At 72.4% G+C, this 22,940-nt stretch carries 19 protein-coding genes; 11 read left to right on the top strand and 8 right to left on the bottom strand.

Going from position 1 to position 22,940, the window contains the following annotated elements; genetic code table 11:
- Positions 1–39 precede the first annotated feature (39 nt).
- Complete coding sequence (locus tag MMF93_RS28420) at positions 40–1,230, top strand: zinc-dependent alcohol dehydrogenase (protein ID WP_242755946.1); 1,191 nt, start codon at positions 40–42, stop codon at positions 1,228–1,230.
- 124 nt (positions 1,231–1,354) lie between these two features.
- Here MMF93_RS28420 and MMF93_RS28415 read toward each other — a convergent pair whose 3' ends face one another.
- From MMF93_RS28415 to MMF93_RS28395, 5 genes are all read right to left on the bottom strand, one after another.
- Positions 1,355–2,947, bottom strand: coding sequence for a hypothetical protein (locus MMF93_RS28415; protein WP_242755942.1), 1,593 nt, complete (start codon positions 2,945–2,947; stop codon positions 1,355–1,357).
- Between the two features lie 81 nt (positions 2,948–3,028).
- Complete coding sequence (gene paaK / locus MMF93_RS28410; protein WP_242755941.1) at positions 3,029–4,342, bottom strand: phenylacetate--CoA ligase PaaK; 1,314 nt, start codon at positions 4,340–4,342, stop codon at positions 3,029–3,031.
- Positions 4,339–4,734 carry a hydroxyphenylacetyl-CoA thioesterase PaaI gene (paaI, locus tag MMF93_RS28405; RefSeq protein WP_242757817.1) on the bottom strand — a complete coding sequence of 132 codons (396 nt, stop codon included), beginning with the start codon at positions 4,732–4,734 and terminating at the stop codon, positions 4,339–4,341. The genes paaK and paaI overlap by 4 nt, the downstream gene beginning before the upstream one ends.
- Before the next feature lie 164 nt (positions 4,735–4,898).
- Positions 4,899–5,147, bottom strand: a complete 249-nt coding sequence (locus MMF93_RS28400) for a DUF397 domain-containing protein (protein ID WP_242755940.1) — start codon at positions 5,145–5,147, stop codon at positions 4,899–4,901.
- Complete coding sequence (locus MMF93_RS28395; protein WP_242755939.1) at positions 5,144–5,989, bottom strand: helix-turn-helix domain-containing protein; 846 nt, start codon at positions 5,987–5,989, stop codon at positions 5,144–5,146. Before MMF93_RS28395 ends, MMF93_RS28400 begins: the two co-directional genes overlap by 4 nt.
- Before the next feature lie 187 nt (positions 5,990–6,176).
- Between MMF93_RS28395 and MMF93_RS28390 the strand changes: the two genes are divergently transcribed.
- Complete coding sequence (locus tag MMF93_RS28390) at positions 6,177–6,611, top strand: ATP-binding protein (RefSeq protein ID WP_242755938.1); 435 nt, start codon at positions 6,177–6,179, stop codon at positions 6,609–6,611.
- 76 nt (positions 6,612–6,687) lie between these two features.
- Entirely contained in the window at positions 6,688–7,173 is a 486-nt protein-coding gene (locus tag MMF93_RS28385) for a MarR family winged helix-turn-helix transcriptional regulator (protein WP_242755937.1), read from the top strand.
- On the opposite strand, the gene MMF93_RS28380 is transcribed toward MMF93_RS28385, so the two are convergent.
- Genes MMF93_RS28380 through MMF93_RS28370 form a run of 3 tightly spaced genes read right to left on the bottom strand, consistent with a single transcriptional unit; the run spans position 7,159 to position 11,216 of the window.
- The gene (locus MMF93_RS28380) at positions 7,159–8,124 is read right to left on the bottom strand and encodes a phosphotransferase (protein WP_242755935.1); all 966 of its coding nucleotides are present in this window, start codon (positions 8,122–8,124) and stop codon (positions 7,159–7,161) included. The two genes, MMF93_RS28385 and MMF93_RS28380, sit on opposite strands and share 15 nt — an antisense overlap.
- 55 nt (positions 8,125–8,179) lie before the next feature.
- Positions 8,180–10,390 (bottom strand): nucleotidyl transferase AbiEii/AbiGii toxin family protein, encoded by a 2,211-nt coding sequence (locus MMF93_RS28375; RefSeq protein ID WP_242755933.1) that lies wholly within the window; start codon positions 10,388–10,390, stop codon positions 8,180–8,182.
- Positions 10,391–10,403: 13 nt separating this feature from the next.
- Complete coding sequence (locus tag MMF93_RS28370) at positions 10,404–11,216, bottom strand: MerR family transcriptional regulator (RefSeq protein WP_242755931.1); 813 nt, start codon at positions 11,214–11,216, stop codon at positions 10,404–10,406.
- A gap of 224 nt (positions 11,217–11,440) precedes the next feature.
- On the opposite strand from MMF93_RS28370, the gene MMF93_RS28365 reads away from it, so the two are divergent.
- From MMF93_RS28365 to MMF93_RS28330, 8 genes are all read left to right on the top strand, one after another.
- Positions 11,441–11,956 carry a hypothetical protein gene (locus tag MMF93_RS28365; RefSeq protein ID WP_242755929.1) on the top strand — a complete coding sequence of 172 codons (516 nt, stop codon included), beginning with the start codon at positions 11,441–11,443 and terminating at the stop codon, positions 11,954–11,956.
- A gap of 22 nt (positions 11,957–11,978) precedes the next feature.
- Positions 11,979–12,710: an endonuclease V gene (locus tag MMF93_RS28360; protein ID WP_242755927.1), complete on the top strand. Its 732-nt coding sequence runs from the start codon at positions 11,979–11,981 to the stop codon at positions 12,708–12,710.
- Positions 12,711–12,925: 215 nt separating this feature from the next.
- Positions 12,926–14,821, top strand: a complete 1,896-nt coding sequence (locus tag MMF93_RS28355; RefSeq protein ID WP_242755926.1) for a methylmalonyl-CoA mutase family protein — start codon at positions 12,926–12,928, stop codon at positions 14,819–14,821.
- Positions 14,818–17,196, top strand: a complete 2,379-nt coding sequence (scpA, locus tag MMF93_RS28350; protein ID WP_242755924.1) for a methylmalonyl-CoA mutase — start codon at positions 14,818–14,820, stop codon at positions 17,194–17,196. Before MMF93_RS28355 ends, scpA begins: the two co-directional genes overlap by 4 nt.
- 4 nt (positions 17,197–17,200) lie before the next feature.
- Positions 17,201–18,196, top strand: coding sequence for a methylmalonyl Co-A mutase-associated GTPase MeaB (meaB, locus tag MMF93_RS28345; protein ID WP_242755922.1), 996 nt, complete (start codon positions 17,201–17,203; stop codon positions 18,194–18,196).
- A gap of 317 nt (positions 18,197–18,513) precedes the next feature.
- Entirely contained in the window at positions 18,514–19,386 is an 873-nt protein-coding gene (locus MMF93_RS28340) for a glycoside hydrolase family 16 protein (protein WP_242755919.1), read from the top strand.
- A 173-nt stretch (positions 19,387–19,559) separates the two neighbouring features.
- Complete coding sequence (locus MMF93_RS28335) at positions 19,560–21,011, top strand: GntP family permease (protein WP_242755917.1); 1,452 nt, start codon at positions 19,560–19,562, stop codon at positions 21,009–21,011.
- 295 nt (positions 21,012–21,306) lie between these two features.
- Positions 21,307–22,827 (top strand): APC family permease, encoded by a 1,521-nt coding sequence (locus MMF93_RS28330; RefSeq protein WP_242755915.1) that lies wholly within the window; start codon positions 21,307–21,309, stop codon positions 22,825–22,827.
- Positions 22,828–22,940: the final 113 nt, after the last annotated feature.

Raw genomic sequence — 22,940 nt, 5'->3', positions numbered from 1 at the left:
ACCGCAGGGGCGGTACCGCCCGCGACCCGAGGAGACGTGATGAGGGCCCTCACCTACCAAGGCAAGCGCAACGTCAGCGTGGAGACCGTCCCCGATCCGGAGATCACCCAGCCGGACGACATCCTCGTCCGGGTCACCACGAGTGGGATCTGCGGTTCCGACCTGCATCTGTACGAGGTCCTGGGCCCGTTCCTGGACCAGGGTGACGTGCTCGGGCACGAGACCATGGGCGTGGTCGAGGAGGTCGGCCCCGAGGTCGCGGCGCTGTCCCCCGGCGACCGGGTCGTCATGCCGTTCAACGTCAACTGCGGCACCTGCTGGATGTGCGAGCAGGGGCTCCAGTCCCAGTGCGAGACCACACAGGTGCACGAGTACGGCACCGGCGCTTCCCTGTTCGGCTACAGCAAGCTCTACGGCCAGGTGCCGGGCGGGCAGGCGGAGTTCCTGCGGGTGCCGTTCGGCAATCACCTGCCCATCAAGGTGCCCGACGGGCCGCCGGACGAGCGCTACGTGTACCTGTCCGACGTGCTGCCCACCGCCTGGCAGGCCGTGGCCTACGCGGACATCCCCAAGGGCGGCAGCGTCACCGTGCTGGGCCTCGGCCCGATCGGTGACATGGCGTGCCGGATCGCGCTGCACCAGGGCGCGGGACAGGTCATCGGCGTCGACCTGGTGCCCGAGCGTCTCCAGCGGGCGCGACTGCGCGGAGTGCACACGCTCGACCTGCGGGAACACGACGACATCGGCGCCGCCGTGCGGGAGCTGACGGACGGCCGGGGCACGGACGCCGCGATCGACGCGGTCGGCATGGAGGCGCACGGGGCGCCGGTCGCCAAGGCGGCGCACCAGGCGGTCGGACTGCTACCGGAGGCGCTGGGCCAGAAGATGATGCAGCGCGCGGGGGTCGACCGGCTGTCGGCGCTCAACGCGGCCTTCGACGTGGTGCGCCGTGGCGGCACGGTCTCCCTCTCGGGCGTCTACGGGGGCGCGGCCGACCCGCTGCCGATGCTGAAGCTGTTCGACAAGCAGATCCAGCTGCGCATGGGCCAGGCGAACGTGCACCACTGGGTGGACGACATCCTGCCGCTCCTGACCGACGAGGACCCGCTCGGTGTGGACACCTTCGCCACCCACACCCTGCCGCTGGAGAAGGCCCCGGAGGCCTACGGAACCTTCCAGCGCAAGGAAGACGGAATGGTCAAGACGCTGCTGAAACCCTCCGCTGCCTGAGCGCCCCGAAGGGGCGCGGGGAACTGCTCCCCCAGCCTCCGGCCGGGAGGTGCCCCCACCAGCCACAGCCGACCCGCAGGCCGCACACAGCGACCAGTGGCACCCCCTACCCGGAAGGCCCGCATCAGGCCCAGCGGGCCAACAACGCCGCACAGTAGGTGTCGACCCCCATCGCCGGCGGCGGTGGGGTCGGCGGGTGGATGGCGTGGACGAGGTCGGCCACCTCGTCCGACCAGCCCCGCAGCGGCAGCCACGCGGCGACGTGGGCCTGTTCGCGGTCGGTGCCGGGCCGGCCGCCGCCGCTGACGTCGTGCCGCATACGGGGGCGCCCCGGACGGCCGTCCGTCCCGGGCGTCCGCTCCACGACGTGGCGGGTGAAGGTCGCCGCCACGGACCGCAGGTCGCCGTCGTCGAAGACCGGCGGCAGCAACCCTGTCGGCTGGCTGTGGTAGAGGTGCAGGAAGTCGAGGTCGATGAGCGCGTGGGTGACGTCCTCCGGCGCGGTGACGGGCGCGTAGGCGGGACGGTAGGCCGAACCGTCCGTGTCCGGGCTGCCGGTGGCGCTCCAGCCGCAGTGCACCCGCCCGAAGGCCGGCCAGTAGGGCCACGTCGCGGCCCCGTCCCCCCGCCCGTCCTGGCGCACCAGGTCGGCGCGCAGGGAGTGGGCCATGGCGGCGGCCCGCTCCGCGTGCTCCTTCTCGCCCGTGAGCGCGGCGAGGTGCACGAAGGTGCGGCCCATCGCCAGGAACTCGTTGGTCGGCAGTTCCGCGCCCGCGAAGGAGACCGGTTCCTCGGGCAGCCACCGGTAGCAGCCGCGCCGTCCGGACGCGGACTGCCACTGGTGGTCGTGTGCCTGGACGGCCCGCAGGACGGCGTCGAGATAGCCGTCGAGACGCGCCCGTACGGACGCCGGTACGGCCTTGTGGGACGGGTCCTGGCGGGCCAGCCTGACGAGCCCGGCGATCGGGTAGGTGATCATGCCCGTCTGCGCCGCGAGGGCGACCCGTGCGGGACGGACGGGGTAGGTGCCGGGTTGCACCTGTCGCGGCGGGGCGGCGTCGGGCCGCAGCCCCGTCCGCAGCCGTCCTGCGGACCGCTCGCCCGCGGCGACGAGCCGCCCGGTGACCGCGCTGCGCTGCTCGTACGCCGCGTAGAGCACGCGGTCGGCGCGGCGCTCGTCGGCCGGGTCGAGGCTCAGGCCCTCGACCGTGAACTCCGGCCGTCCCTGCCCGGCCACCGTGAGGGCGAAGCGTCCCTCGCCGCCCTCGGGCCGCACCGTCACGCGCGCGTCCAGCGCGCGCGGAGGGCAGACGGTCACCTCCAGCGCGATCTCGCCCGCCTCGTCGGGCACGTCCGCGGTGGCGGCCGTGAACTTGGTCGCCGTGCTCCACACGGGAGCGGAGACCCCACCGTGGTCGGCGATCCCGCGCACCTCGTCCCGGGCGGCCAGCACGTGGTCGATGAGCTCCGCGAGGCGGGTGGCGTAGGCGGGGTTGCCCGTCCGCTCGGCCATCAGCAGGTAGCCCTGCATGCGCCAGGAGGTGCCCCAGCCGATGACGCCCGCCTCGTTGTCCCCCGGCACGCCGCCGGTGGTCGAGTTCCGGATGAGGGTGTCCTCCACCTGATGGAAGGACCGTGCCCCCACCCGGTGTCTGCGGGCACGGGTGGGCAGGGCAAACCGCCGCTTGGGACGGTCATGGCCGGGAAGGACGCTCATACCGGCAGTAAACCGGCACTTCTCGCCGACCGCGCTTCCGGGAGGGCGAACGGGTCGGCGGTGAGGCCCGACCGGCGGGCACTACACCGGGACGCCCGCCCCCTGGGGACGCAGGTCGCGGACACGGCGGAACTTGCCGACGGAACGCTCGACCGTCTCCGGGTCCACCACCCGGACCTCGACGCTCACTCCGATTCCGTCCTTCACGCCCCGCACCAGGGCGGCGCGGGCCGCCTCGCGTTCGGCACCCGTCGCGTCAGCCCGTGCCTCGACCAGCACGCTGAGGTGGTCCATCCTCTCCTGTCTGGTCAGCAGGAGCTGGAAGTGCGGTGCCAGCGCGGGCAGCCCCAGCACGATCTCCTCGATCTGGCTGGGGAAGACGTTCACCCCGCGCAGGATGATCATGTCGTCGCTGCGCCCGGTGACCTTCTCCATCCGGCGGAAGGCGGGCCGCGCCGTCCCGGGCAGCAGCCGCGTCAGGTCCCTCGTGCGGTACCTGATGACGGGCAGCGCCTCCTTGGTGAGCGTCGTCAGCACCAGCTCGCCGCGCTCGCCCGGATCACCGCAGGGCGTCTCCCCCAGCGGGTCGACGAGCTCCGGATAGATGTGGTCCTCCCACAGGTGCAGCCCGTCCTTCGTCTCCACGCACTCCTGCGCGACACCCGGCCCCATCACCTCCGAGAGCCCGTAGATGTCCACCGCGTGCAGCGCGAACCGCTCCTCGATCTCCCGCCGCATCGCCTCCGTCCACGGCTCCGCACCGAAGATGCCCACCCGCAGCGACGTCGTACGCGGATCGACGCCCTGGCGCTCGAACTCGTCCAGCAGGGTGAGCATGTACGTCGGCGTGACCATGATGATGTCCGGACGGAAGTCCTGGATCAGCTGCACCTGCCGCCCCGTCATCCCGCCGGACGCCGGGATGACCGTGCACCCGGCGCGCTCGGCACCGTAGTGCGCCCCCAGCCCGCCGGTGAACAGCCCGTACCCGTAGGAGACGTGCACCTTGTCGCCGGGGCGGCCACCCGCCGCACGGATGCACCGGGCGACCAGATCCGCCCACGTGTCCAGGTCCCGCTGCGTGTAGCCGACGACCGTCGGGCGCCCCGTCGACCCACTGGACGCGTGCAGCCGGCGCACGCTCTCCATCGGCACGCCGAACATCCCGAACGGGTACGTGTCGCGCAGGTCCGCCTTCGTCGTGAACGGGAACTTCGCCAGATCGGCCAGCGAACGGCAGTCCTCGGGGCGGACGCCCGCCGCGTCGAACTTCCGGCGGTACAGCTCGATGTCGTCGTACGCGTGCCGGAGGGTGGCCTGGAGCCGTCGCAACTGGAGAGCTTGGAGCTCGCCCTTCGACAGCCGCTCCCCCGCGTCGAGAAGGTCGTCCGTCACGCCGCCTCCCCCGCCGTGCGGGACGGTGTCGCCGTACGGCTGCGCCCCCGGAACTCCGCGACGATCTCGCCCTCTCCGCGCAGCACCGTCACGTCGTAGAGGCCGCTGCGGCCGTACCGCGTGCGCTCCTGTGCGACAGCCCGCAACTCGTCGCCCTCCCATGCGGGCGACACGAACGTGATGTCGGCCCCCGCCGCGACGGTGACCGGGCCGTGGCTGTTGCAGGCGCAGGCGAACGCCGTGTCCGCCAGCAGGAAGACGTAGCCGCCGTGCGCGGTGCCGTGCCCGTTGACCATCGCACCCGTCACCGTCATGCGGCAGGTGGCGGAACCGGCCCCCTTGTCGACCAGTTCGATACCGAGCGCGGCGGAGGCCCTGTCGGCCTTCCACATCGCCTCCACGGGTCCGTTCCCCACGCCTGACCTCCCGTTTCGCGCCGACCGATCATTCGGTGCGGTCAGTAACGCAGTGGCGCCCGCCGCGTGTCAAGACATGCGCAGGGGCCCACACCGTGCGGTGTGGGCCCCTGGTGGGTGCGGTTCGCGTGCCCGTCGCGTCAGTCCCGGAACGCGTGCCCGACGAACGCCGCCCAGGCGGACGGAGAGACCGCGAGGGCCGGAATGGCCGTGTCCTTGGAGTCGCGCACATGGATGGTGGCGGGCGTGGTGGCGACCTCCACGCAGGCGTCGTTCTGGGAGCTGCTGTAGCTGCTCTTTGTCCAGTCCAGCGCGATCTCGACGCAACTGTCGCCCTCCGAGCCGCTGTAGCTGCTCTTGAACCAGTTCAACTCGGCGTTGGCACTCATAACGCTCCTCGCATTCGCTTCAGTAGGCTCAGAGAGTCCGCAGGAGTAAGAGCCTGCGAGCGCAGCTTTGCATACCGCGCCTGGAGGTCGCTGACCGCTTCCGGGTCCGAGATCAACTGACCGACCTTCTGCCCCTCGATGTAGCCGAACCACTGCCGCTCCTGCGTTTCCATCAACTGCATCGGCCCATCGAGGCCGGCATGATCCGGCTGGACCAACGGCATGATCTGTAGTTCGACGTTCCTGAGCCGCGCGCACGCGATGATGTGGTCCAGGAGCTGCCGAGTAACATCCGGCCCCCCTGTTCGGCGTTCCAAGATGGCTTGTTCGACGATGAAGCTAAACGTAATCGGATCGTCTCGGTGCAGGAGTTCCTGCCGCTCCGAACGAGCTGCCACCAGCTCCTCGACCCGCTCGACGCGGAGCGACGGTGGCACACCGTCGATAACCGCCCGCGCGTACGCCTCCGTCTGCAACAAGCCGGGTACCACCCGGCACTCGTAGGTGTACAAACTGAGGGCCGTCAACTCCATCTTGGCCCACTGGCGGAACCACGCCGCCAACCCGTGCCCCCGCGAGAGGAACTTCGACGCCTTCCTCAACGCACCGAAGGCGTCGAAAACGTCCTCCGCCCGCTCGATGAACCCCGGCGGCGGAAACCGGCGCCCCTGCTCGACGCCCGCGCACGTACTCAGCGAGTACCCGGACAGTTCCGCCCAGGCCTCCTGGGTGAGGCCCGCCCGTTCGCGGAAAGCCTTCACAACGGCTCCGAACGTCCGCAGACTGTCGGAGCGTTCGGGTTCCTTGCCGCAGCCGTCCGGGCCCGGTTCCTCATCGGTCATTTCACGCCACCTCCCTGAACTGACCCAGGGTTACGGCTCTCGGAGCGTGCTGTCCACACTCCGTACCCCTACGCTCGCGCAGCGTAGGGGTTGCCGACCTGGTTCAGGGGGCGGCGGAGCCGCGACCGTGGCGCCCATGCAGCAGCGTCGCTCACCAACTCCCGTATCCACACCCGCTACCGAGCGTATGTTCGTACAGCGGTTCTCCGCCACCCCGCGCGGCGCCCGTCTGGCGCGATTCCTCGCTCTGCACGAGTGGGACAGCTGGGGCGTGCCGTACGGCAGCAGAGCGTCCGAGGAGGCGGCAGCCGTCCTCGCGGAGCTGGCCGCGAACGCGGTGGTGCACGGCCGCGTACCCGGAAGGGACTTCGAACTCGCCCTCGACCTGCCCCAGCCGGGCACGCTCCTCATCGAGGTGACCGACACGAGGGGCGAGGCGCTGCCGACGCCCACGCCGGTGCCGCCGAGCCCCGAGGAGGAGTCGGGGCGCGGGCTGGTGCTGGTCTCCGCACTGGCCAAGGACTGGGGCGTACGGCCCCGTACGCCCGCCGCTCCCGGCAAGACGGTGTGGGCGCACTGCGGGTGCCCGCCGGGGGCCGGGCGGATGTTCTTCTGGAGGTGACACACCACCTCGGCACTCTCGGTAACCTGACCGGCGGGGGCGACCCGCCCCCGCCGGACCGCACCGCGAGGAACCCATGCACGACAGCCGCCGCAATCTGCCCCAGCTGCTCGGCGAGGCGAGGCGCTGGTTCGACGAGGCGCTGCTGGCGGCGTTGGCTGAGGCGGGTGCCGAGCCGGTGTCGCCGACCCAGACGCAGTTGTTCGCGGCGCTGGACGAGGAGGGCACGACCGTCGCCGCGCTGGCCCGGCGGATGGGTGTCACCCGGCAGACGGCACACCAGGCCGTGCACGGACTGGTCGCCGCCGGTCTGCTGGAGCGGGCCCCGGACCCGGCGTCCGCGCGGCAGCGGCTCATCCGGCGTACCGGGGAGGGCGAGCGGGTCCACGGGCAGGCGGAGCGGATCCTGGACGAGCTGGAGGCCCGCCTCGCGGAGCGGATCGGCACGCAGGCCGTCGCCGCGCTGCGGGCGGCGCTGGAGGCGCCCTGGGGGCCGCCGCCCACGGCCGGAGGAGAACCACCGCCCGCAGCCGGCGGCTCAGCGTCGTCAGCCGTCGGCTGACAGGCCGCTCAGGCCACCGGCGAACGGCGCGGCCCGCCAGGTGTCGAGGGCGGGCTCCAGCGCCTCCACGAGCAGCGGCAGCTGCGGCGCCAGCGCGAGGCAGGCCACCGCGCGGGAGGCGCCCACGGCGTTGACGAGGCGCACCGCGCGCTCGTCCAGCGCCCGCAGTCCGGCGCGCCGCGCGGCGGCGTTGTAGGCGGCCTCCCCCTCGGGGCCGAGGGCGGCCAGGTCCCACTCGACAGGTCCGTAGGTGACCAGTTCGAAGTCGGAGTACAGCTCTCCGCCCTCTGTGGAGACGATGTTGACCGCCGGGGCGTCTCCGTGGATCGGCTGGAAGCCGACGCCGGGGAACGCCGCCTCGAACCCCGCGCGGGTACGGACGACGGGTTCCAGGATCTCCCACTCCCGGCGCGCCCGGTCCAGGTCGGCGGCAGGCAGAAGATCGGGGCGCTCTTGGAGAACGGCGAGTGCATCGGTGACGAACTCCGGTTCGGCCGCCGACAGGAACGGCACTCGGCCCGGGTACGCGCGCAGCGCGGCGTGCAGACCGGCGACGAGGCCGGAATTGCGCACGTAGTCGGGCTCGGTACCGCTGTCCTGTTCGACGTACTGCCAGAACGTCATCGAGAACTCGTCGCGCCGCACGGGTTCGGCCGGAACGAGCGGGCTCGGCGGGATCACCGGGGTGCCCTGCTGAGCGAGCCACCCGACCACGTCGAGTTCCCGGCGCTGCCGTGCCGCCTGGGTGTCCGGGTCGGCGTAGGAGGGCAGCACGGTGGGCACCCGGACGACCACGGGCGAGGGGGCGAGGTGCACGACGACGGAGAACACGTCGTGCAGCACCCGCGCGTCGGTCACCGTGAGTCCGAGAGCGCGCCCCGCCGCGACGGCCGCGTCGCGCGCGCGGGACGTGCGGGCGGCGAGCTGGTCGGGGGTCAGGAAGCCTGCCATGCCGACGATGGTGCCACGTTCGGATGAGGGGCCACGCGGCTGCGCCCCGTACGGTTCAGCTCGCGCTCGGTGGCTCCGTTCCCTCCCGCAGCGCGTCCGCCGCCTCCCGGAGCCGCTGCTCGTCCCAGCCGCCACGGCGCCACGGACGGTCCGGGTCGGGCGGCGGCCTGAAAGCGGCCAGCAGCGGCAGCACCCCGTCCACGGTGTGCCGGGTGCTCCCGAGGACTTCCCGCACGACCACGAGCGCGGAGCGCGGCGGCACATGGGTGGCGAACAGCCACTCCAGCACCGCCGGAATGCCGCCGTCCGCGAAGGCGGTACGGCACCGCGCGACGAGCGGGGCGAGCCAGCGGGCGGACAGCTGGTAGCGGGAGGCGGGCGCACCGCTGCCGTCGTCGGCGGCGAATGTGGGGGCCAGCGCGGTGGTGAGCCGGTCCACCCAGTCGGCGGCGGGCGCGTCGTGCGCGAAGTCGGGCGGCCCCGCGAGGTGCGGGTGCTCCTTGGCGAACTCGAACCACTCCGCGCTCTGCGCCGCGTACGCGAGGTCGCCCAGGAGGACGGGATTGCGGTCGTACAGTCCGTACTCGACGTCCCGGAAGACCGCACGGAACGTCTCGAAGGGCAGCGCGACGGCCGGGTCCTCGGCCAGCAGTACCGCGTCGTAGAGATCCTTGCCCTCCGGGTAGGCGTCGCTGACCAGCCAGAGCAGCTTCCAGGCGAGCGACAGTCCGCGGGACGCCGCGCGGACGGTCAGCGGCTCCCCCGCCGCGCCCGCCGGACGCGGAACCCGCGTGCGGACGGCGGGCGCGGGAAGGGGCTCGTTGAAGACGAAGTCGAGCTGGACGGTGCCGCCGGGCAGCCCCTCGGCTGTCCACGGGATGACGAGACGGCGGCCCGGCACCCGGTCGTAGGTCCAGATCTCGTCCCGGGCGGCGCTCTCCGCGTCCAGCCTGACGGCACCGCACGTCGCAAGTGCGGCCGCCGCATGGGGGGCCGCCGCAGGGGAGGTCGCCTCCGCGGGGTAGGAGGTCTCCTCCGCGGCGTAGGAGATCGCCTCGGCGGCGTGGGCGAGTTGGCCGAGCATGCGCTCGGTGCGCTCGTCGGTCACCTGCCAGTCCGGTGGCTCCACGACGAAGTCGAGGTCACCGGGGTCGCGGGCCGCCTCTCCGTACCAGGCGCGCAGCAGCACACTGCCGCGCAGCACCAGGTGTTCCGCCCACCCGGAGGAGGCGACGGCGGCCAGCGCCAGATCCAGCGCCCTCCGCCGTGCCGCATACCAGCGCTCCCCCCGCTCCGCGTCGGCGAACTCCGGGTCCCCCAGTCGCATCGCCTTGGCGTGGTGCGCCGCCGAGGGGTCGAACACCGGGCGCTGCACCACGTGCTCCCCGCCGCGGACCGGCCGTAGTGTGTGCGGGAGTTCGAGCGCGGCCCGCGTCTCCTCGTCCAGTTCCCGCTGCGGCACCGTCTCCTCGGCCGCCCACGGCCCGGGGCCGAACTTCCGCCAGCCCGCCGCCGCGTACGCGCGCGGTCTGGTGACCGCCGCTCCCCCTTCGGCTATCCAGCCCTCGTCCAGGGCCTCCGCGCTGTCGTGCACGACGAACTCCCGTTCGGTGGCGAGGATCGGGTGCCGGAGGGAGGAGAGGCTCGCGAGCAGGTCGTTCAGCCGGCGTCCCGCCGTCTCGTCGCCGACCTCGCGGCAGCGCTGGGTGACGAAGTGCTCCCGTCGCCCGTCCGCACGGGTCCTGCGCGCGTTGCGGGAGAGGTGTGCGTCGTGCCGTACGACCAGCCGGGCCAGCCGGGCGCTCGCACTGTCGGCGCCCGAGTCGCCGGTATCGGAGTCGCCGGCGCCCGAGTCGCCGGTGCCGGAGTGGGCTTGCGGCAGCAGCAGCTTGACGTGGTGCTCGAAGTAGTACGCCGGACCGAGTGCGGCACCCTCGTCGTCCGTGCGCGGCACCCCGGATGCCCACGGTGCCGCCTCGATCTTCACCCGGACCACGGGAGCGCCCGCGTCGGCCAGCTCCCGCGCCGCCGCGCGCGCCGTCTCGCACACCGCGTCAAGCCCGCCCTCCGCGGTGAGCGTGACCATGGGCTGATCCGGGGTGCGCCCCCGGTCGAGGACGATGCGGGCGTACTTCCACGCCCGCTGCGCCGCGTAGGCGGCCAGCGCCCCGGACGCCACACCGGGGCAGGCGGCGTCGACGGTCAGATGGATCTCGAACTCACCCGCGAAAGCGGGCAAGCGTGCGGCGGAGGGGGTGTCGGACACGCGTGCGATCGTCTCAGGTTTCGCGCTCTTCGTGCGGCCCGGTCCCCGAGGGCTCCGTGCGCGCCCCATGGTCCCGCAGATAGGCGTGCAGCAACCCCGCGCCCTCCAGCATCGCCGTCGTACGAGCCGTGAGGTCCCTCGCGCGGCGGTCGAGCGCGGCCCGCAGCTGCTCGGTGCTGCCGGCCTCGCGCAGACCGTCGAGCACGGGGCGGATCTGCGGCAGCGGGTAGCGGCTCTGCCTCAGCAGGGCGACGAGGCGGGCCTCTCGCGCCTCCGCCGGTCCGAACAGCCGGTAGCCGGTGGCCGCATCGCGGTGCGGCCTCAGCAGCCCGGCGGACTCCCACACGCGCAGTGTGGAGGGACGGACGCCCAACTGGTGCGCGAGTTCGCCGACGCGCAGCGAGGCGTGCGACGAGGAGACGGCTCGTGCCGAGGACACGGCACGCGGCGGCGGCACCTGCCCGCCGAGGTTCTGCCGCACGACCTCGGCGAGAGCCTCGCCCGCCGCCCGGAGGGAGAGCCGCTGCTCGTGCAGTTCGGCGTGTCCTGCGTCGACGAGAGCGAGCGCCTCGGGCACCTCGCCCGCGTGGACGGCGACCATGACGTGCCGGGCCCGGACGACGCCGTAGCCGCCGGCCAGAGCCCGGAAGGTGAGCAGCGCGACGCGGTGGCGCTCGGTGAAGGCGCGGTAGCCGGAAGGGGTGCGGGTCGCCGGTGGGAGGACGCCGGCCTCCTCGTAGTTGCGCACCTGCTGCGTCGAGATCCCGACCGCCCGCGCCAGGTCCACGGACCGCAGGGTGCCGCGCCGCATGCCGTCGGCTTCCATGTCCCGTTCCCCCCTTCCGGTCTCTCCCCCTTCCGCCCTCCCTCGGGCTTGTGGGAGGGCGAACGCTACGGGATACGGCGGTGCGGTGTTCCGGGAGCACGGCGACACCCGGACGAGGGATTCATGGGGCGCATCGCGGCACTGTCGTTCCTCCGCGCGCCGAAAAGGCGGACGATACGGCCGACATTCCCGATCCGGGTCATGCCCGGGCAAAGAGGTGTTCGATGCCCCGTACCGCCACCCGCCGCCGCGTCCGCACGACCGTCCTCGCGGCCTGCGCCGCCACGGCCGCCGCGCTCGCGCTCGCCGCGCCCGCCGCACAGGCCGACCCGTCCCAGCCCACGCCCCAGCTCCACGCGCCCTCCGAGCCCACGCCCCAGATCTACGCGCCGCCCGCCTCGTCACCCCAGGCACAGGACCGCCACACGGGCCCCGAGATCCGCCGTTTCCTGGGCTGGTTCTACGGGGAGCACGGGCCGACCGACCAGCAGCGCGAGAAGTGGGTCTCGGACCTCCTCAAGGCGAAACAGCGGCAGAACCCCGACCACGACGTCATCCTGTGCGCGCAGAACGCACCGCGGAACATCGAGGTCGGCCCGGTGACCGTCGCACAGTCGGCCGGCTTCGGCTGGGCCACGGTCACCGCCTACTGGGCCGACGGCACCACCAGCACCTCCACCGCCTACGTCGCCCTAGACTCCCACCCGATCGAGCTGCACGACGTCGTGTGCGCCGAGTGAGACGGAGAGACGGAGCAGCCCCATGGGGATACGAGCGGGGGAACGCCGAGACCGCCGAGACCGCCGAGAGCCCAGCGGGCCGCAGGCCTGGCCCACCACCGAGGCGGAAGCGGTGGCCCTCCAGGAGCGGCTGCGCGACGCCGCCGACCTGACGGCTGAGGGTCCTGCGCCCGACCAGGTGCGCACCGTCGCGGGCGTGGACGTGGCCTACGCGGACGGCGGCGGCCTGGTCGCCGCCGCCGTCACCCTGGACGCGGCCACCCTCGACGTCGTGGAGGAGTCCGTGCACGTGGGCCGCACGGACTTCCCCTACGTTCCGGGCCTGTTGGCCTTCCGTGAACTGCCGTCGGTGACCGCGGCGCTGGACGGCCTGGCCCACCGCCCCGACGTCATCGTCTGCGACGGCTACGGCATCGCGCACCCGCGCCGCGCCGGGCTCGCCGTCCACCTGGGCGTGCTGACCGGCCTCCCCTGCTTCGGGGTCGCCAAGACGCCTTTCCTCTTCGACTTCGCGCAACCCGGCCGCGAGCGCGGCTCCTTCTCCCCGCTCACCATCGAAGGCGAGGAGGTGGGCCGTGCGCTGCGCACCCAGGACGGCGTCAAGCCCGTCTTCGTCTCCGTCGGCAGCGGCATCGGCCTGGAGCACGCCACCGCGCTCACCCTCCGGCTGGCCCCCACCTACCGCCAGCCGGAGACCACCCGCAGAGCCGACCATCTCGCGGGCCGCCACCTGGCGGCCTCCGGCCAGGGGTGACCGGCGAGGGCCGCAGGGGCCGCAGGCGGGGAGCGACTGCGGAAGCGGCCCCACACGCGCTCGCGCAGCGCGCCGGATACCGGCTGCAAAGGGGCCAGTAGTGCGAACGGGGACGCGCCCAGGGGTGACCAGGGGCGTGCTCCGTTGGACGGGAGAGTGCAAGGTCACACCCGTGCCCCCTGCTACTCGCGAGTTGGCTCACCTAATCTGCGGCCATGACGGTCCCGCCTGAAGAAGGGCTCTCCCTCGCTCAGGACTTCCCGGACGCGACGCACGAGCAGTGGCAGCAGCTCGTCGCCGGGGTTCTGCGCAAGACGGGAGCGACGGCCTTCGACGACGCCGCGCCCGAGTCCGCCCTCACCACGACGCTCGCCGACGACATCAGGGTGCGCCCCCTCTACACCCGCAGCGACGCGGGAGGACCCGCCGGGCTGCCGGGGTTCGCACCCTTCACCCGCGGCGCCCGCGCCGAGGGGAACACGGCCCGGGGGTGGGACGTACGGCAGCGGCACACCCGCGCCGACATCGAGGGCACCCGCGATGCCGTGCTCGACGACCTTGCGAGCGGGGTCACCTCACTGTGGCTGACTGTGGGCGCCACCGGGCTGCCCGTCGCCGGGCTGGCGCGGGCCCTGGAGGGCGTCTACCTCGACCTGGCACCCGTCGTGCTGGAACCGGGTGCCGCGTTCGGGCCCGCGGCCGCCGAACTGCTGCGGCTGCGCGGGCAGCTGACCGGCGGTGCCGAGCCCGCGCCCGGCAGCGTGCTGGGCGCGGACCCGCTGGGGCACGCCGCCCGTACCGGCGCCCACGACACGGTGTCCGAGCTGCGCCAGGAAGCGGCCGAGCTGGCGGCGGGCTGCTCCGGGGACGCGCCCGGGCTGCGCACCTACGTGGTGGACACGCTCCCCTACCACGAGGCCGGCGGCTCCCCCGCGCGGGAGCTGGCGTGCGCGCTGGCCACCGGGGTGGCCTACCTGCGCGACATGACACGGGCGGGACTTGGGGTGGCGCAGGCGTGCGCACAGCTGGAGTTCCGGTACGCGGCCACCGCCGACCAGTTCACCACCATCGCCACGCTGCGGGCCGCGCGCAGGCTGTGGGCGCGCGTGGCGCAGGCCTGCGGCGCACCGGCGCCCGCGGGGGCGCAGCGGCAGCACGCGGTCACCTCGCCGGTGATGATGACCCGCCGCGACCCGTGGGTGAACATGCTGCGCACGACGGTTGCCACGCTGGCCGCCGGAGTCGGCGGCGCCGACGCGGTCACCGTACTGCCGTTCGATGACGCGCTGGGGCTGCCCGACGCCTTCGCGCGGCGCATCGCCCGCAACACCTCCGCCATCCTGCTGGAGGAGTCCCACCTGGCCGGGGTGATCGACCCGGCGGGCGGCTCCTGGTACGTGGAGACGCTCACCGACGAGCTGGCGCACACCGCGTGGGCGCACTTCCAGGAGATCGAGGGCGCCGGGGGCATGGCCGCCGCGCTGCGCGACGGACTGGTCGAACAGCGGCTGCGCGAGAGCTGGGAGCTGCGCACCACCGCACTGGCCCGGCGCCGCGAACCGGTCACCGGCGTCAGCGAGTTCCCACTGCTGGACGAGCGGCCCGTCGCCCGCGAGCCCGCACCGCAACCCCCCGGCGGCGGACTGCCGCGCGTACGCAGGGACGACGCGTACGAGGCGCTGCGCGTCCGCTCCGACCGCCACCTGGAGACCACCGGTGCGCGCCCGAAGCTCTTCCTGGCCGCGCTCGGCCCCGCCGCCGCGCACACGGCGCGCGTCTCCTTCGTCGCCAACCTCGCCCAGGCGGGCGGCATCCAGCCGGTACACGATCCGGTGACGGTGGACGCCACCACCGCGGCCGCCGCGTTCACCGCCAGCGGCGCCACGGTGGCGTGCCTGTGCTCCAGCGACACGCTCTACGCCGAGGAGGCCGCGCAGGTCGCCACCGCGCTCAAGCAGGCGGGGGCCGCGCGGGTGCTCCTGGCGGGAAAGCCCGACGCGGAGCGGCGCGAGGCGTACCGGACCGCCGGTGTCGACGAGTTCGTCCACGCGGGCGGTGACGCCGTCGCCGCCCTCACCTCCCTCCTCGACCGCATGGGGGTCGACGCATGAGCCGGCAGACGACAGGCGCGGAAGACTCCTCCGCGATCCCCGACTTCACGACCGTCGGCCTCGAAGCCGAGCCCGCCGCAGAGTCCGGCGCCGAGCCCGGGTCCGACGGGGAACGCGAGCAGGCCGGCGAGCGGTGGCGGGAGGCCGTCAAGGAGCGCACCGGGCACTCCGTCGAGGACCTGGCGTGGCACACCCCCGAGGGCATCGCCGTCAAGCCCCTCTACACCGAAGAGGACCTGCACGGCCTCGACTTCCTGGGGACGTACCCGGGCATCGCCCCCTACCTGCGCGGCCCGTACCCGACGATGTACGTCAACCAGCCGTGGACGATCCGCCAGTACGCGGGCTTCTCCACGGCCGAGGAGTCCAACGCCTTCTACCGCCGCAACCTGGCAGCAGGTCAAAAGGGCCTCTCGGTCGCCTTCGACCTGCCCACCCACCGCGGCTACGACAGCGACCACCCGCGCGTGACGGGCGACGTCGGCATGGCGGGCGTGGCGATCGACTCGCTCTACGACATGCGGCAGCTCTTCGACGGCATCCCGCTGGACCGGATGACCGTCTCGATGACGATGAACGGCGCCGTCCTGCCGGTGCTGGCGCTCTACATCGTCGCCGCGGAGGAGCAGGGCGTAGCGCCCGAGAAGCTGGCGGGGACCATACAGAACGACATCCTCAAGGAGTTCATGGTCCGCAACACCTACATCTATCCGCCGCAGCCCTCCATGCGGATCATCTCCGACATCTTCGCCTACACCTCGCAGAAGATGCCGCGCTACAACTCCATCTCCATCTCCGGCTACCACATCCAGGAGGCCGGCGCGACGGCCGACCTGGAGCTGGCGTACACGCTGGCCGACGGTGTGGAGTACCTGCGCGCCGGGCTGGAGGCGGGCATGGACGTCGACGCGTTCGCCCCCCGCCTCTCGTTCTTCTGGGCGATCGGGATGAACTTCTTCATGGAGGTCGCCAAGTTGCGCGCGGCGCGGCTGCTGTGGGCGAAGCTCGTGAACAGGTTCGAGCCGAAGAACCCCAAGTCGCTGTCGCTGCGCACCCACTCGCAGACCTCGGGCTGGTCGCTGACGGCGCAGGACGTCTTCAACAACGTCACCCGTACGTGTGTCGAGGCGATGGCCGCCACCCAGGGCCACACCCAGTCGCTGCACACCAACGCGCTGGACGAGGCCCTCGCGCTGCCCACCGACTTCTCCGCGCGCATCGCCCGCAACACCCAACTGCTGCTCCAGCAGGAGTCGGGCACCTGCCGGGTGATCGACCCGTGGGGCGGCAGCGCCTACGTGGAGCGGCTCACCCACGACCTGGCGGCGCGCGCCTGGCAGCACATCGAGGAGGTCGAGGCCGCGGGCGGCATGGCCAAGGCCATCGACGCGGGCATTCCCAAGCTGCGCGTGGAGGAGGCCGCGGCCCGCACCCAGGCCCGGATCGACTCGGGGCGGCAGCCGGTCATCGGCGTCAACAAGTACCGGGCGGCGAGCGACGAGCAGATCGACGTCCTCAAGGTCGACAACTCCTCGGTCCGCGCCCAGCAGGTGGCCAAGCTGCGGCGGCTGCGGGAAGAACGCGACGAGGACGCCTGCCGCGCCGCGCTGGAGGCCCTCACGCGGGCCGCCGGGGCGGCGTCCGGGCCAGGCCTGGAGAACAACCTGCTGGCCCTGGCCGTGGACGCGGCACGCGCCATGGCCACCGTCGGGGAGATCTCCGAGGCGCTGGAGAAGGTCTACGGGCGCCACTCGGGACAGATTCGTACGATCTCCGGTGTGTACCGCGAGGAGGCAGGAGTGTCGTCGTCCCTGGCCCGCACCCGGGAGTTGGTGGACGCCTTCGAGGAGGCGGAAGGCCGCAGGCCGCGGCTGCTGGTGGCCAAGATGGGCCAGGACGGGCACGACAGGGGCCAGAAGGTGATCGCCACCGCGTTCGCCGACCTGGGCTTCGACGTCGACGTCGGCCCCCTCTTCCAGACCCCGGCCGAAGTGGCACGGCAGGCCGTCGAGGCGGACGCGCACATCGTGGGCGTCTCCTCGCTGGCGGCCGGACACCTCACCCTCGTACCGGCGCTGCGGGAGGAGCTGGCGGCGGCCGGACGCGACGACATCATGATCGTCGTCGGCGGAGTGATCCCGCCCGCCGACGTCGAACCGCTGCACGAGGCCGGCGCGACGGCGGTCTTCCCCCCTGGCACGGTCATCCCCGAGGCCGCGTACGGCCTGCTGCGGAAGCTGGCCGCCTCGCTCGGCCACGACGAGTTGGCCGAGCCCGCGGGTTCCCAGCCGGGTGCGGGCTCCCAGCCGGGCGCGGACTCCCAGCCGGGCGCGGGCTCCGAGGCCTCCGGCGGCTCCACGGAGGGTGAGGGCTGAGCACGTGCCCCGGACCATCGACCCCGACGACTACGCCAAGGGCGTACTGGCAGGATCCCGCGCGTACATCGCGCGGGCCATCACGCTGGTGGAGTCCCGCAGGGCCGACCACCGGGAGCTGGCGCAGCAGTTGCTGACGACGCTGCTGCCGCACGCGGGCGGCGCCCGCCGCGTCGGCGTCAGCGGAGTACCCGGTGTCGGCAAGTCGACGTTCATCGACGCGCTGGGCACCCTGCTGACCGAGCGCGGCCACCGGGTGGCGGTCCTGGCCGTCGACCCCTCCTCCACCCGGACCGGCGGCTCCATCCTGGGCGACAAGACGAGAATGGAGCGGCTCGCGGTCAACCCGGACGCGTTCGTCCGCCCCTCCCCCACCGCGGGCACGCTCGGCGGCGTCGCCAAGGCCACCCGCGAGACGATGATCGTGATGGAGGCGGCGGGCTACGACGTCGTCCTCGTCGAGACCGTCGGCGTCGGCCAGTCCGAGGCGACCGTGGCCCAGATGGTGGACTCGTTCCTGCTGCTCACCCTCGCCCGCACAGGCGACCAGCTCCAGGGCATCAAGAAGGGCGTGCTGGAGCTCGCCGACGTACTGGCCGTCAACAAGGCAGACGGACCGCACGAGCGCGACGCCCGCTCCGCCGCCCGCGAGCTGGCGGGCGCGCTGCGGCTGATGCGGTCCTCCGAGGCCTCGTGGACCCCGCCCGTGCTCACGTGCAGCGGGCGGGAGGGTACGGGACTCGACGAGGTGTGGGAGCGCGTCGAGCGGCACCGCGCCCTCCAGGAGTCCACCGGGGAGCTGGCCGCGAAACGCCGCGACCAGCAGGTCGAATGGGTGTGGTCCATGGTCCGCGACGACCTGTTGGGACGCCTCGAACAGCACCCCGAGGTACGGCGCCTCGCCCCGCTGCTGGAAGAGCGCGTCCGCGAGGGCTCCCTGACGGCCACACGCGCCGCCCAGCGGATCGTGGAGACCTTCGGCTGGGGGCCCGCGAACTGAGCCCCGCTGTGCTGCTCGCGGTCCTGGAAGAGGGCCGCACGGGTGGGCCTTACGGGTGCACCGGTGGGCCTTACGGGGGCACGGGTGGGCCTTACGGGTGCACGGCCAGCGCGCCTCTCACATCTGTCGCCACCTCTTGAACACGCATCGGTCTGGACCAAAGCCTTGACGGGCCGTTCGAGCAGGCTTACAACAAGTCATCAAGAAAGCCCGGGGCTCAGCCGAGGCGTTACGCGCACCTTCGTTGATGTCTTGTTCTTTCTTACCCTTTGTCATGGGCACGCCTACGTCCATCCCCCACGAAAGGACGGGCTGACATGAGACTTCCCTGGCGGCTCCGCACAGCGATGTGCGGAGCGACCCTGCTGTGCTGCACGACCGCCGCGCTGCTGCCCGCCACCGCATCGGCCGGCGCCGCGGACACCGGGCGCCCCGGCAGCGGTGCCCAAGCGGTCGTCTTCTCCGACGACTTCGACGGCGCCGCCGGCTCCCCCGCCGACAGCGGCAAGTGGCAGACCGAGACCGGAGACAACGTCGACAACCACGAACGGCAGTACTACACCCCCGGCGCCGACAACGCCGCGCTCGACGGCAACGGCAACCTCGTCATCACCGCACGCAAAGAGAACCCCGGCAACTACCAGTGCTGGTACGGCACGTGCGAGTACACCTCGGCACGGCTGAACACCGCGGGCAAGTTCACCCAGACCCACGGACACGTGGAAGCGCGCGTCAAAGTGCCGCGCGGCCAGGGCATGTGGCCGGCCTTCTGGATGCTCGGTGACGACATCGGCAGCGCCGGATGGCCCGCCTGCGGCGAGATCGACGTGATGGAGAACGTCGGCTTCGAGCCGAACACGGTGCACGGCACCGTGCACGGCCCCGGCTACTCCGGCTCGGGCGGCATCGGCGCCGCGTACTCGACTCCGGACGGCGCGGCCTTCGCCGACGACTTCCACGTCTTCGCCATCGACTGGTCCCCCGGCGCCATCAGCTGGTCAGTGGACGGCAACGTCTACCAGACGCGTACGCCCGCCGACGTCGGCGGCAACCCGTGGGTGTTCGACAAGCCGTTCTTCCTGATCCTCAACCTCGCCGTGGGAGGCTACTGGCCCGGCGACCCGGACGGCTCGACGAACTTCCCGCAGCAGATGACCGTCGACTACGTGCGCGTCACCGCCGGCGACTGACCCGCACGACGAGCGCGCCCATGCCCACACCCATGCCCGCACCCCGGCCGACCTCCCGTCCGGCCGGGGTGCGGGTCACATCGTGAGACCCCCATTCCCCTCAGCGCGTGCCGCGTTGACCATGATCCGGCTGCGGAACATCGGGTTTCCGCAGGTCGGACGGGAGACGAACGATGGACAACCCGGCACCTTTGGTGCACACGGCCATCGCCATCGCGGCGGTGGTCGTGCTCATCCTCAAAGCGAAGGTCAACCCCGCGCTGGCGCTCGTACTCGGGGCCGTCTACCTCGGGCTCGCCAGCGGCCTGGGCGCCGAACGCACTCTGAAGACGGTCAACAAGGGCTTCGGCGACCTCATGGCCGAGGTGGGGCTCCTCATCGTCCTCGGCGTGCTGCTGGGCACCCTGCTCTCCGCGCTCGGCGCCATCGAGAAACTGGTCACCCTGCTGCTGCGGACGCTGGGCCCCAAGCGGCTGCCCTACTCCTTCGCCATCACGATGGGCACCGTGCTGCAGTCCATCTTCGCCGATGTACTGCTCGTGATGACCGCCCCGCTCGCCCGGTCGCTGGGCACCCGCATCGGTCCCGGCGGACTCGCCCGGATGGCGGCCGCCATGGCGCTGGGCGTCGAGGTCGGCATCGCACTGTCGGTGCCCGGCATCGGCGCGCTCGCCCTCGCCGGACTGCTGGACATCCCGCTGGGCATCATGCTCCTCTACGGCTTCCCCCTGGCGGCCGTGACGATCCTGCTGACCCTGCTGCTGTTCAGCGCACTGGTCAAGCGCGGCTTCTGGAACCCGGACCGGGACGAGAGCGCGGTCGTCGAGGGCGACGCCGTCGTCAGGGGCGGTGCGGTCGTCGATAGCGGCGCGGTCGCCCACGACGGTGCGGTCGTCGAGGGCGGTGCGGTCGCCCACCGCGGTGCGGCCGATGACGGGGCTGTCGCCCAGGACGGCGCCGTAGTGCACGGTGACGGCGCCGCACCGCCGTTGGGGCTCTCGCTCACACCGCTGCTGCTGGCCCTCGTCCTGATCGCGACCGGCGCCTTCGCCCAGGTCGCCGGCTGGGACTCCCCCGTCGTCGGCTTCCTCGGCGACCCGGTCGTCGGGCTGTTGACGGGGCTGATCCTGGCCTGTCTCGTCGCACGGCGCTGCCTGCCCGCCGGGGCGATCGGAGACGCGTTCGGGCAGGGCTTCCGCACCAGCGGCCAGATCCTGGTGCTGACCGGGGTCGGCGGCTCGCTGGCCGCCGTGGTGGAAGCCGTGGGGCTCGGTGACCTGATCAAGGACTCGTTCTCGGCCGGCACTTGGGCGCCGCTCGCGCTGGTGTGGCTGATCGCCGCCGTCCTGCACATGGCGATCGGTTCGGTCACCACCTCCGCCATCACGGCAGCGGGCATCCTCGCCCCCGTGGCGCCCAGCCTGGACGTGCAGCCGGTACTGATCGCCCTTGCGGCCGGTGCGGGCTCGCTGTTCGCCATCCACGCCACGAGCAACACCTTCTGGCTGTTGCAGACTCTGCTCGGACAGACGACGCGGGGCACGCTCAAGACGGTCACGCTGACCGTCTCGGGCGCCTCCGTGATCGCGCTGGGACTGATACAGACGGCGAGTCTCGTGATGTGAGAAGCCGGTGACGGTCGGGGAAACCCGCACATCGCCGCTACGGTTTCCTCGGCTGTCGGAATCCTCTCCAAAGAGGGCTCGGACCTTCCGGAACAGTGGTCATCACCTCCTCACGTGACGGATTCCGTTGAATAGAGGTCTTGACTCCACTTCTGCGCAACCGCTTGTATGCGCTGACCGGACCACGTGTCCGGCACCGCACACCCCGCACCGCGCCCGCGGTGCCACACCGGAGGCGATACCGCTCCCGCGCCCAGTACGCGCCGTACCCCGTACGCAGTACGAACGGAACCGCATGACCGACACCCCCGAAGACACCAGCCGGCCCCGGCTCACGCGCTCCATAGGCGTCGTGGGCGGCACCCTGCTCACCCTGTCCTGCCTGACTCCGGCCTCGTCGCTCTTCGTGATCGTGCCGGACTCCTTCGGCACCCTCGGCACGGGCACGGCCCTCACCCTCGCCATCGCCGCGCTGCTGTGCGTCGGCGTCGCCTTCACCTACTCCGAACTCGGCACTCTCATCCCGTCGTCCGGCGGTGAGTACGCCATGGTCGGCACCCTGATGGGCAGGCTCGCGGGCTGGCTGGTCTTCGTTCTCTCGCTGATCGTCGTCATGATCGTGCCGCCCATCATCGCCCTGGGCACCGCGGACTACCTCGCCCCTCTCGTGCAGCTCGACCCGCGCGTCGCGGCCGCCGCCGTGATGCTGCTGTCCACCGCCATGGGACTGCTCGACCTGCGGGCCAACGCCTGGATCACCGGCATTTTCCTGGCCCTGGAGGTCGTGGGCGCCGCCATCGTCGCCTTCCTCGGCTTCACCCACACCCAGCGCCCCGCCTCCGTCCTCCTCCACCCCGTCATGGACGCGGGCCAGGGCCACACCAGCCCGGTCACGGCCGGACTGATCGTCACAGGGCTGGCCACCGCGCTGTTCATCCTCCAGGGCTTCACCACCGCCGTGTACCTGGCGGAGGAGATGGAGAACCCGCGCCGCACCGTCTCCCGTACCGTGCTGTGGACGCTGAGCATCGGCTTCGCCATCGTCATCGTCCCCGTCGTCGCCATCACCCTCGGCGCCCCCGACCTGCACGCCCTCGCGGGCGGCGACATCGCGGGCATGGTGCAGCGGTGGAGCAACTCCGCCGTCGGCACGTTCATCAGCCTCTGCATCGCGCTGGCCATCGTCAACGCGGCGATCGTCATGGTGATCCAGAACTCGCGCGTCGTCTTCGCCTCCGCCCGCGACGCCGCCTGGCCGGGTCCGGTCAACCGCGCGCTCTCCCGGCTGGGCTCCCGCTTCGCCTCGCCGTGGGTGGCCACCCTCGTCGTCGGCGTCCCCGGAGCCGTCCTGTGCTTCGTCAACCTCGACGTGCTCAACGAGGTCACCGGCGTCGCGGTGGCCGGCATGTACGTCTTCGTCGCCCTCGGCGCGCTGGCCGCCCGGCGGGAGGCCTTCAAGCACCGGGCCGCCTGGCGGATGCCGCTGTGGCCCGTCCTCCCGGCGCTCCTGATGGCCGCGCTGATCTGGGTCCTGTTCCAGCAGAGCGCCGAGAGCCTCGCCATCACCGGAGGCATCGTCGTCGCCGCCGCCCTCTACTGGGCCTGCTATCTGCGGCCGCGCCAGGCCACGCACTGGGTCATCTCCGTCCCCGAGGAGGAGCACGCCGGTGCGGGCTCCGGTGACGGCGGTGACGGCACCGGAGGCGGCCGCCAGGGCTCCCGGGACGCCCGGGACGCCGCAGATTCCCTTGGCCCCCGGAGCCCTCACAGCCCTCCGGGCGAAACCGGCCGCGACGAGACCCTCCAGAACGTCTGACCCTTGCCCCCCTTCCGGGCCTGCTATGTCCGGAACTGTTCTGACCTGCTCTCCTGTGACAGAAGCGAGACGGGGATCGATCGCCTCACCCCCGTCGGTGACCGGTAGGGTCT

The sequence above is a fragment of the Streptomyces tubbatahanensis genome (assembly GCF_022699385.1).
Taxonomy (GTDB): Bacteria; Actinomycetota; Actinomycetes; order Streptomycetales; family Streptomycetaceae; genus Streptomyces; species Streptomyces diacarni.
The sequence above is the reverse complement of the archived record's forward strand: the minus strand, read 5'-3'. Positions and strand labels throughout refer to the sequence as shown.

Bases quoted from the DNA above. Each gene is read 5' to 3' on its own strand.
- MMF93_RS28370 (WP_242755931.1), bottom strand. From the start codon at position 11,216: ATGGAAGCCGACGGCATGCGGCGCGGCACCCTGCGGTCCGTGGACCTG.
- MMF93_RS28400 (WP_242755940.1), bottom strand. From the start codon at position 5,147: ATGAGTGCCAACGCCGAGTTGAACTGGTTCAAGAGCAGCTACAGCGGC.
- MMF93_RS28355 (WP_242755926.1), top strand. From the start codon at position 12,926: ATGACGGTCCCGCCTGAAGAAGGGCTCTCCCTCGCTCAGGACTTCCCG.
- MMF93_RS28335 (WP_242755917.1), top strand. From the start codon at position 19,560: ATGGACAACCCGGCACCTTTGGTGCACACGGCCATCGCCATCGCGGCG.
- MMF93_RS28365 (WP_242755929.1), top strand. From the start codon at position 11,441: ATGCCCCGTACCGCCACCCGCCGCCGCGTCCGCACGACCGTCCTCGCG.
- paaI (WP_242757817.1), bottom strand. From the start codon at position 4,734: ATGTGGAAGGCCGACAGGGCCTCCGCCGCGCTCGGTATCGAACTGGTC.
- MMF93_RS28395 (WP_242755939.1), bottom strand. From the start codon at position 5,989: ATGACCGATGAGGAACCGGGCCCGGACGGCTGCGGCAAGGAACCCGAA.
- scpA (WP_242755924.1), top strand. From the start codon at position 14,818: ATGAGCCGGCAGACGACAGGCGCGGAAGACTCCTCCGCGATCCCCGAC.
- MMF93_RS28385 (WP_242755937.1), top strand. From the start codon at position 6,688: ATGCACGACAGCCGCCGCAATCTGCCCCAGCTGCTCGGCGAGGCGAGG.
- MMF93_RS28390 (WP_242755938.1), top strand. From the start codon at position 6,177: ATGTTCGTACAGCGGTTCTCCGCCACCCCGCGCGGCGCCCGTCTGGCG.
- MMF93_RS28340 (WP_242755919.1), top strand. From the start codon at position 18,514: ATGAGACTTCCCTGGCGGCTCCGCACAGCGATGTGCGGAGCGACCCTG.
- MMF93_RS28360 (WP_242755927.1), top strand. From the start codon at position 11,979: ATGGGGATACGAGCGGGGGAACGCCGAGACCGCCGAGACCGCCGAGAG.
- MMF93_RS28330 (WP_242755915.1), top strand. From the start codon at position 21,307: ATGACCGACACCCCCGAAGACACCAGCCGGCCCCGGCTCACGCGCTCC.
- MMF93_RS28415 (WP_242755942.1), bottom strand. From the start codon at position 2,947: ATGAGCGTCCTTCCCGGCCATGACCGTCCCAAGCGGCGGTTTGCCCTG.
- MMF93_RS28420 (WP_242755946.1), top strand. From the start codon at position 40: ATGAGGGCCCTCACCTACCAAGGCAAGCGCAACGTCAGCGTGGAGACC.
- MMF93_RS28380 (WP_242755935.1), bottom strand. From the start codon at position 8,124: ATGGCAGGCTTCCTGACCCCCGACCAGCTCGCCGCCCGCACGTCCCGC.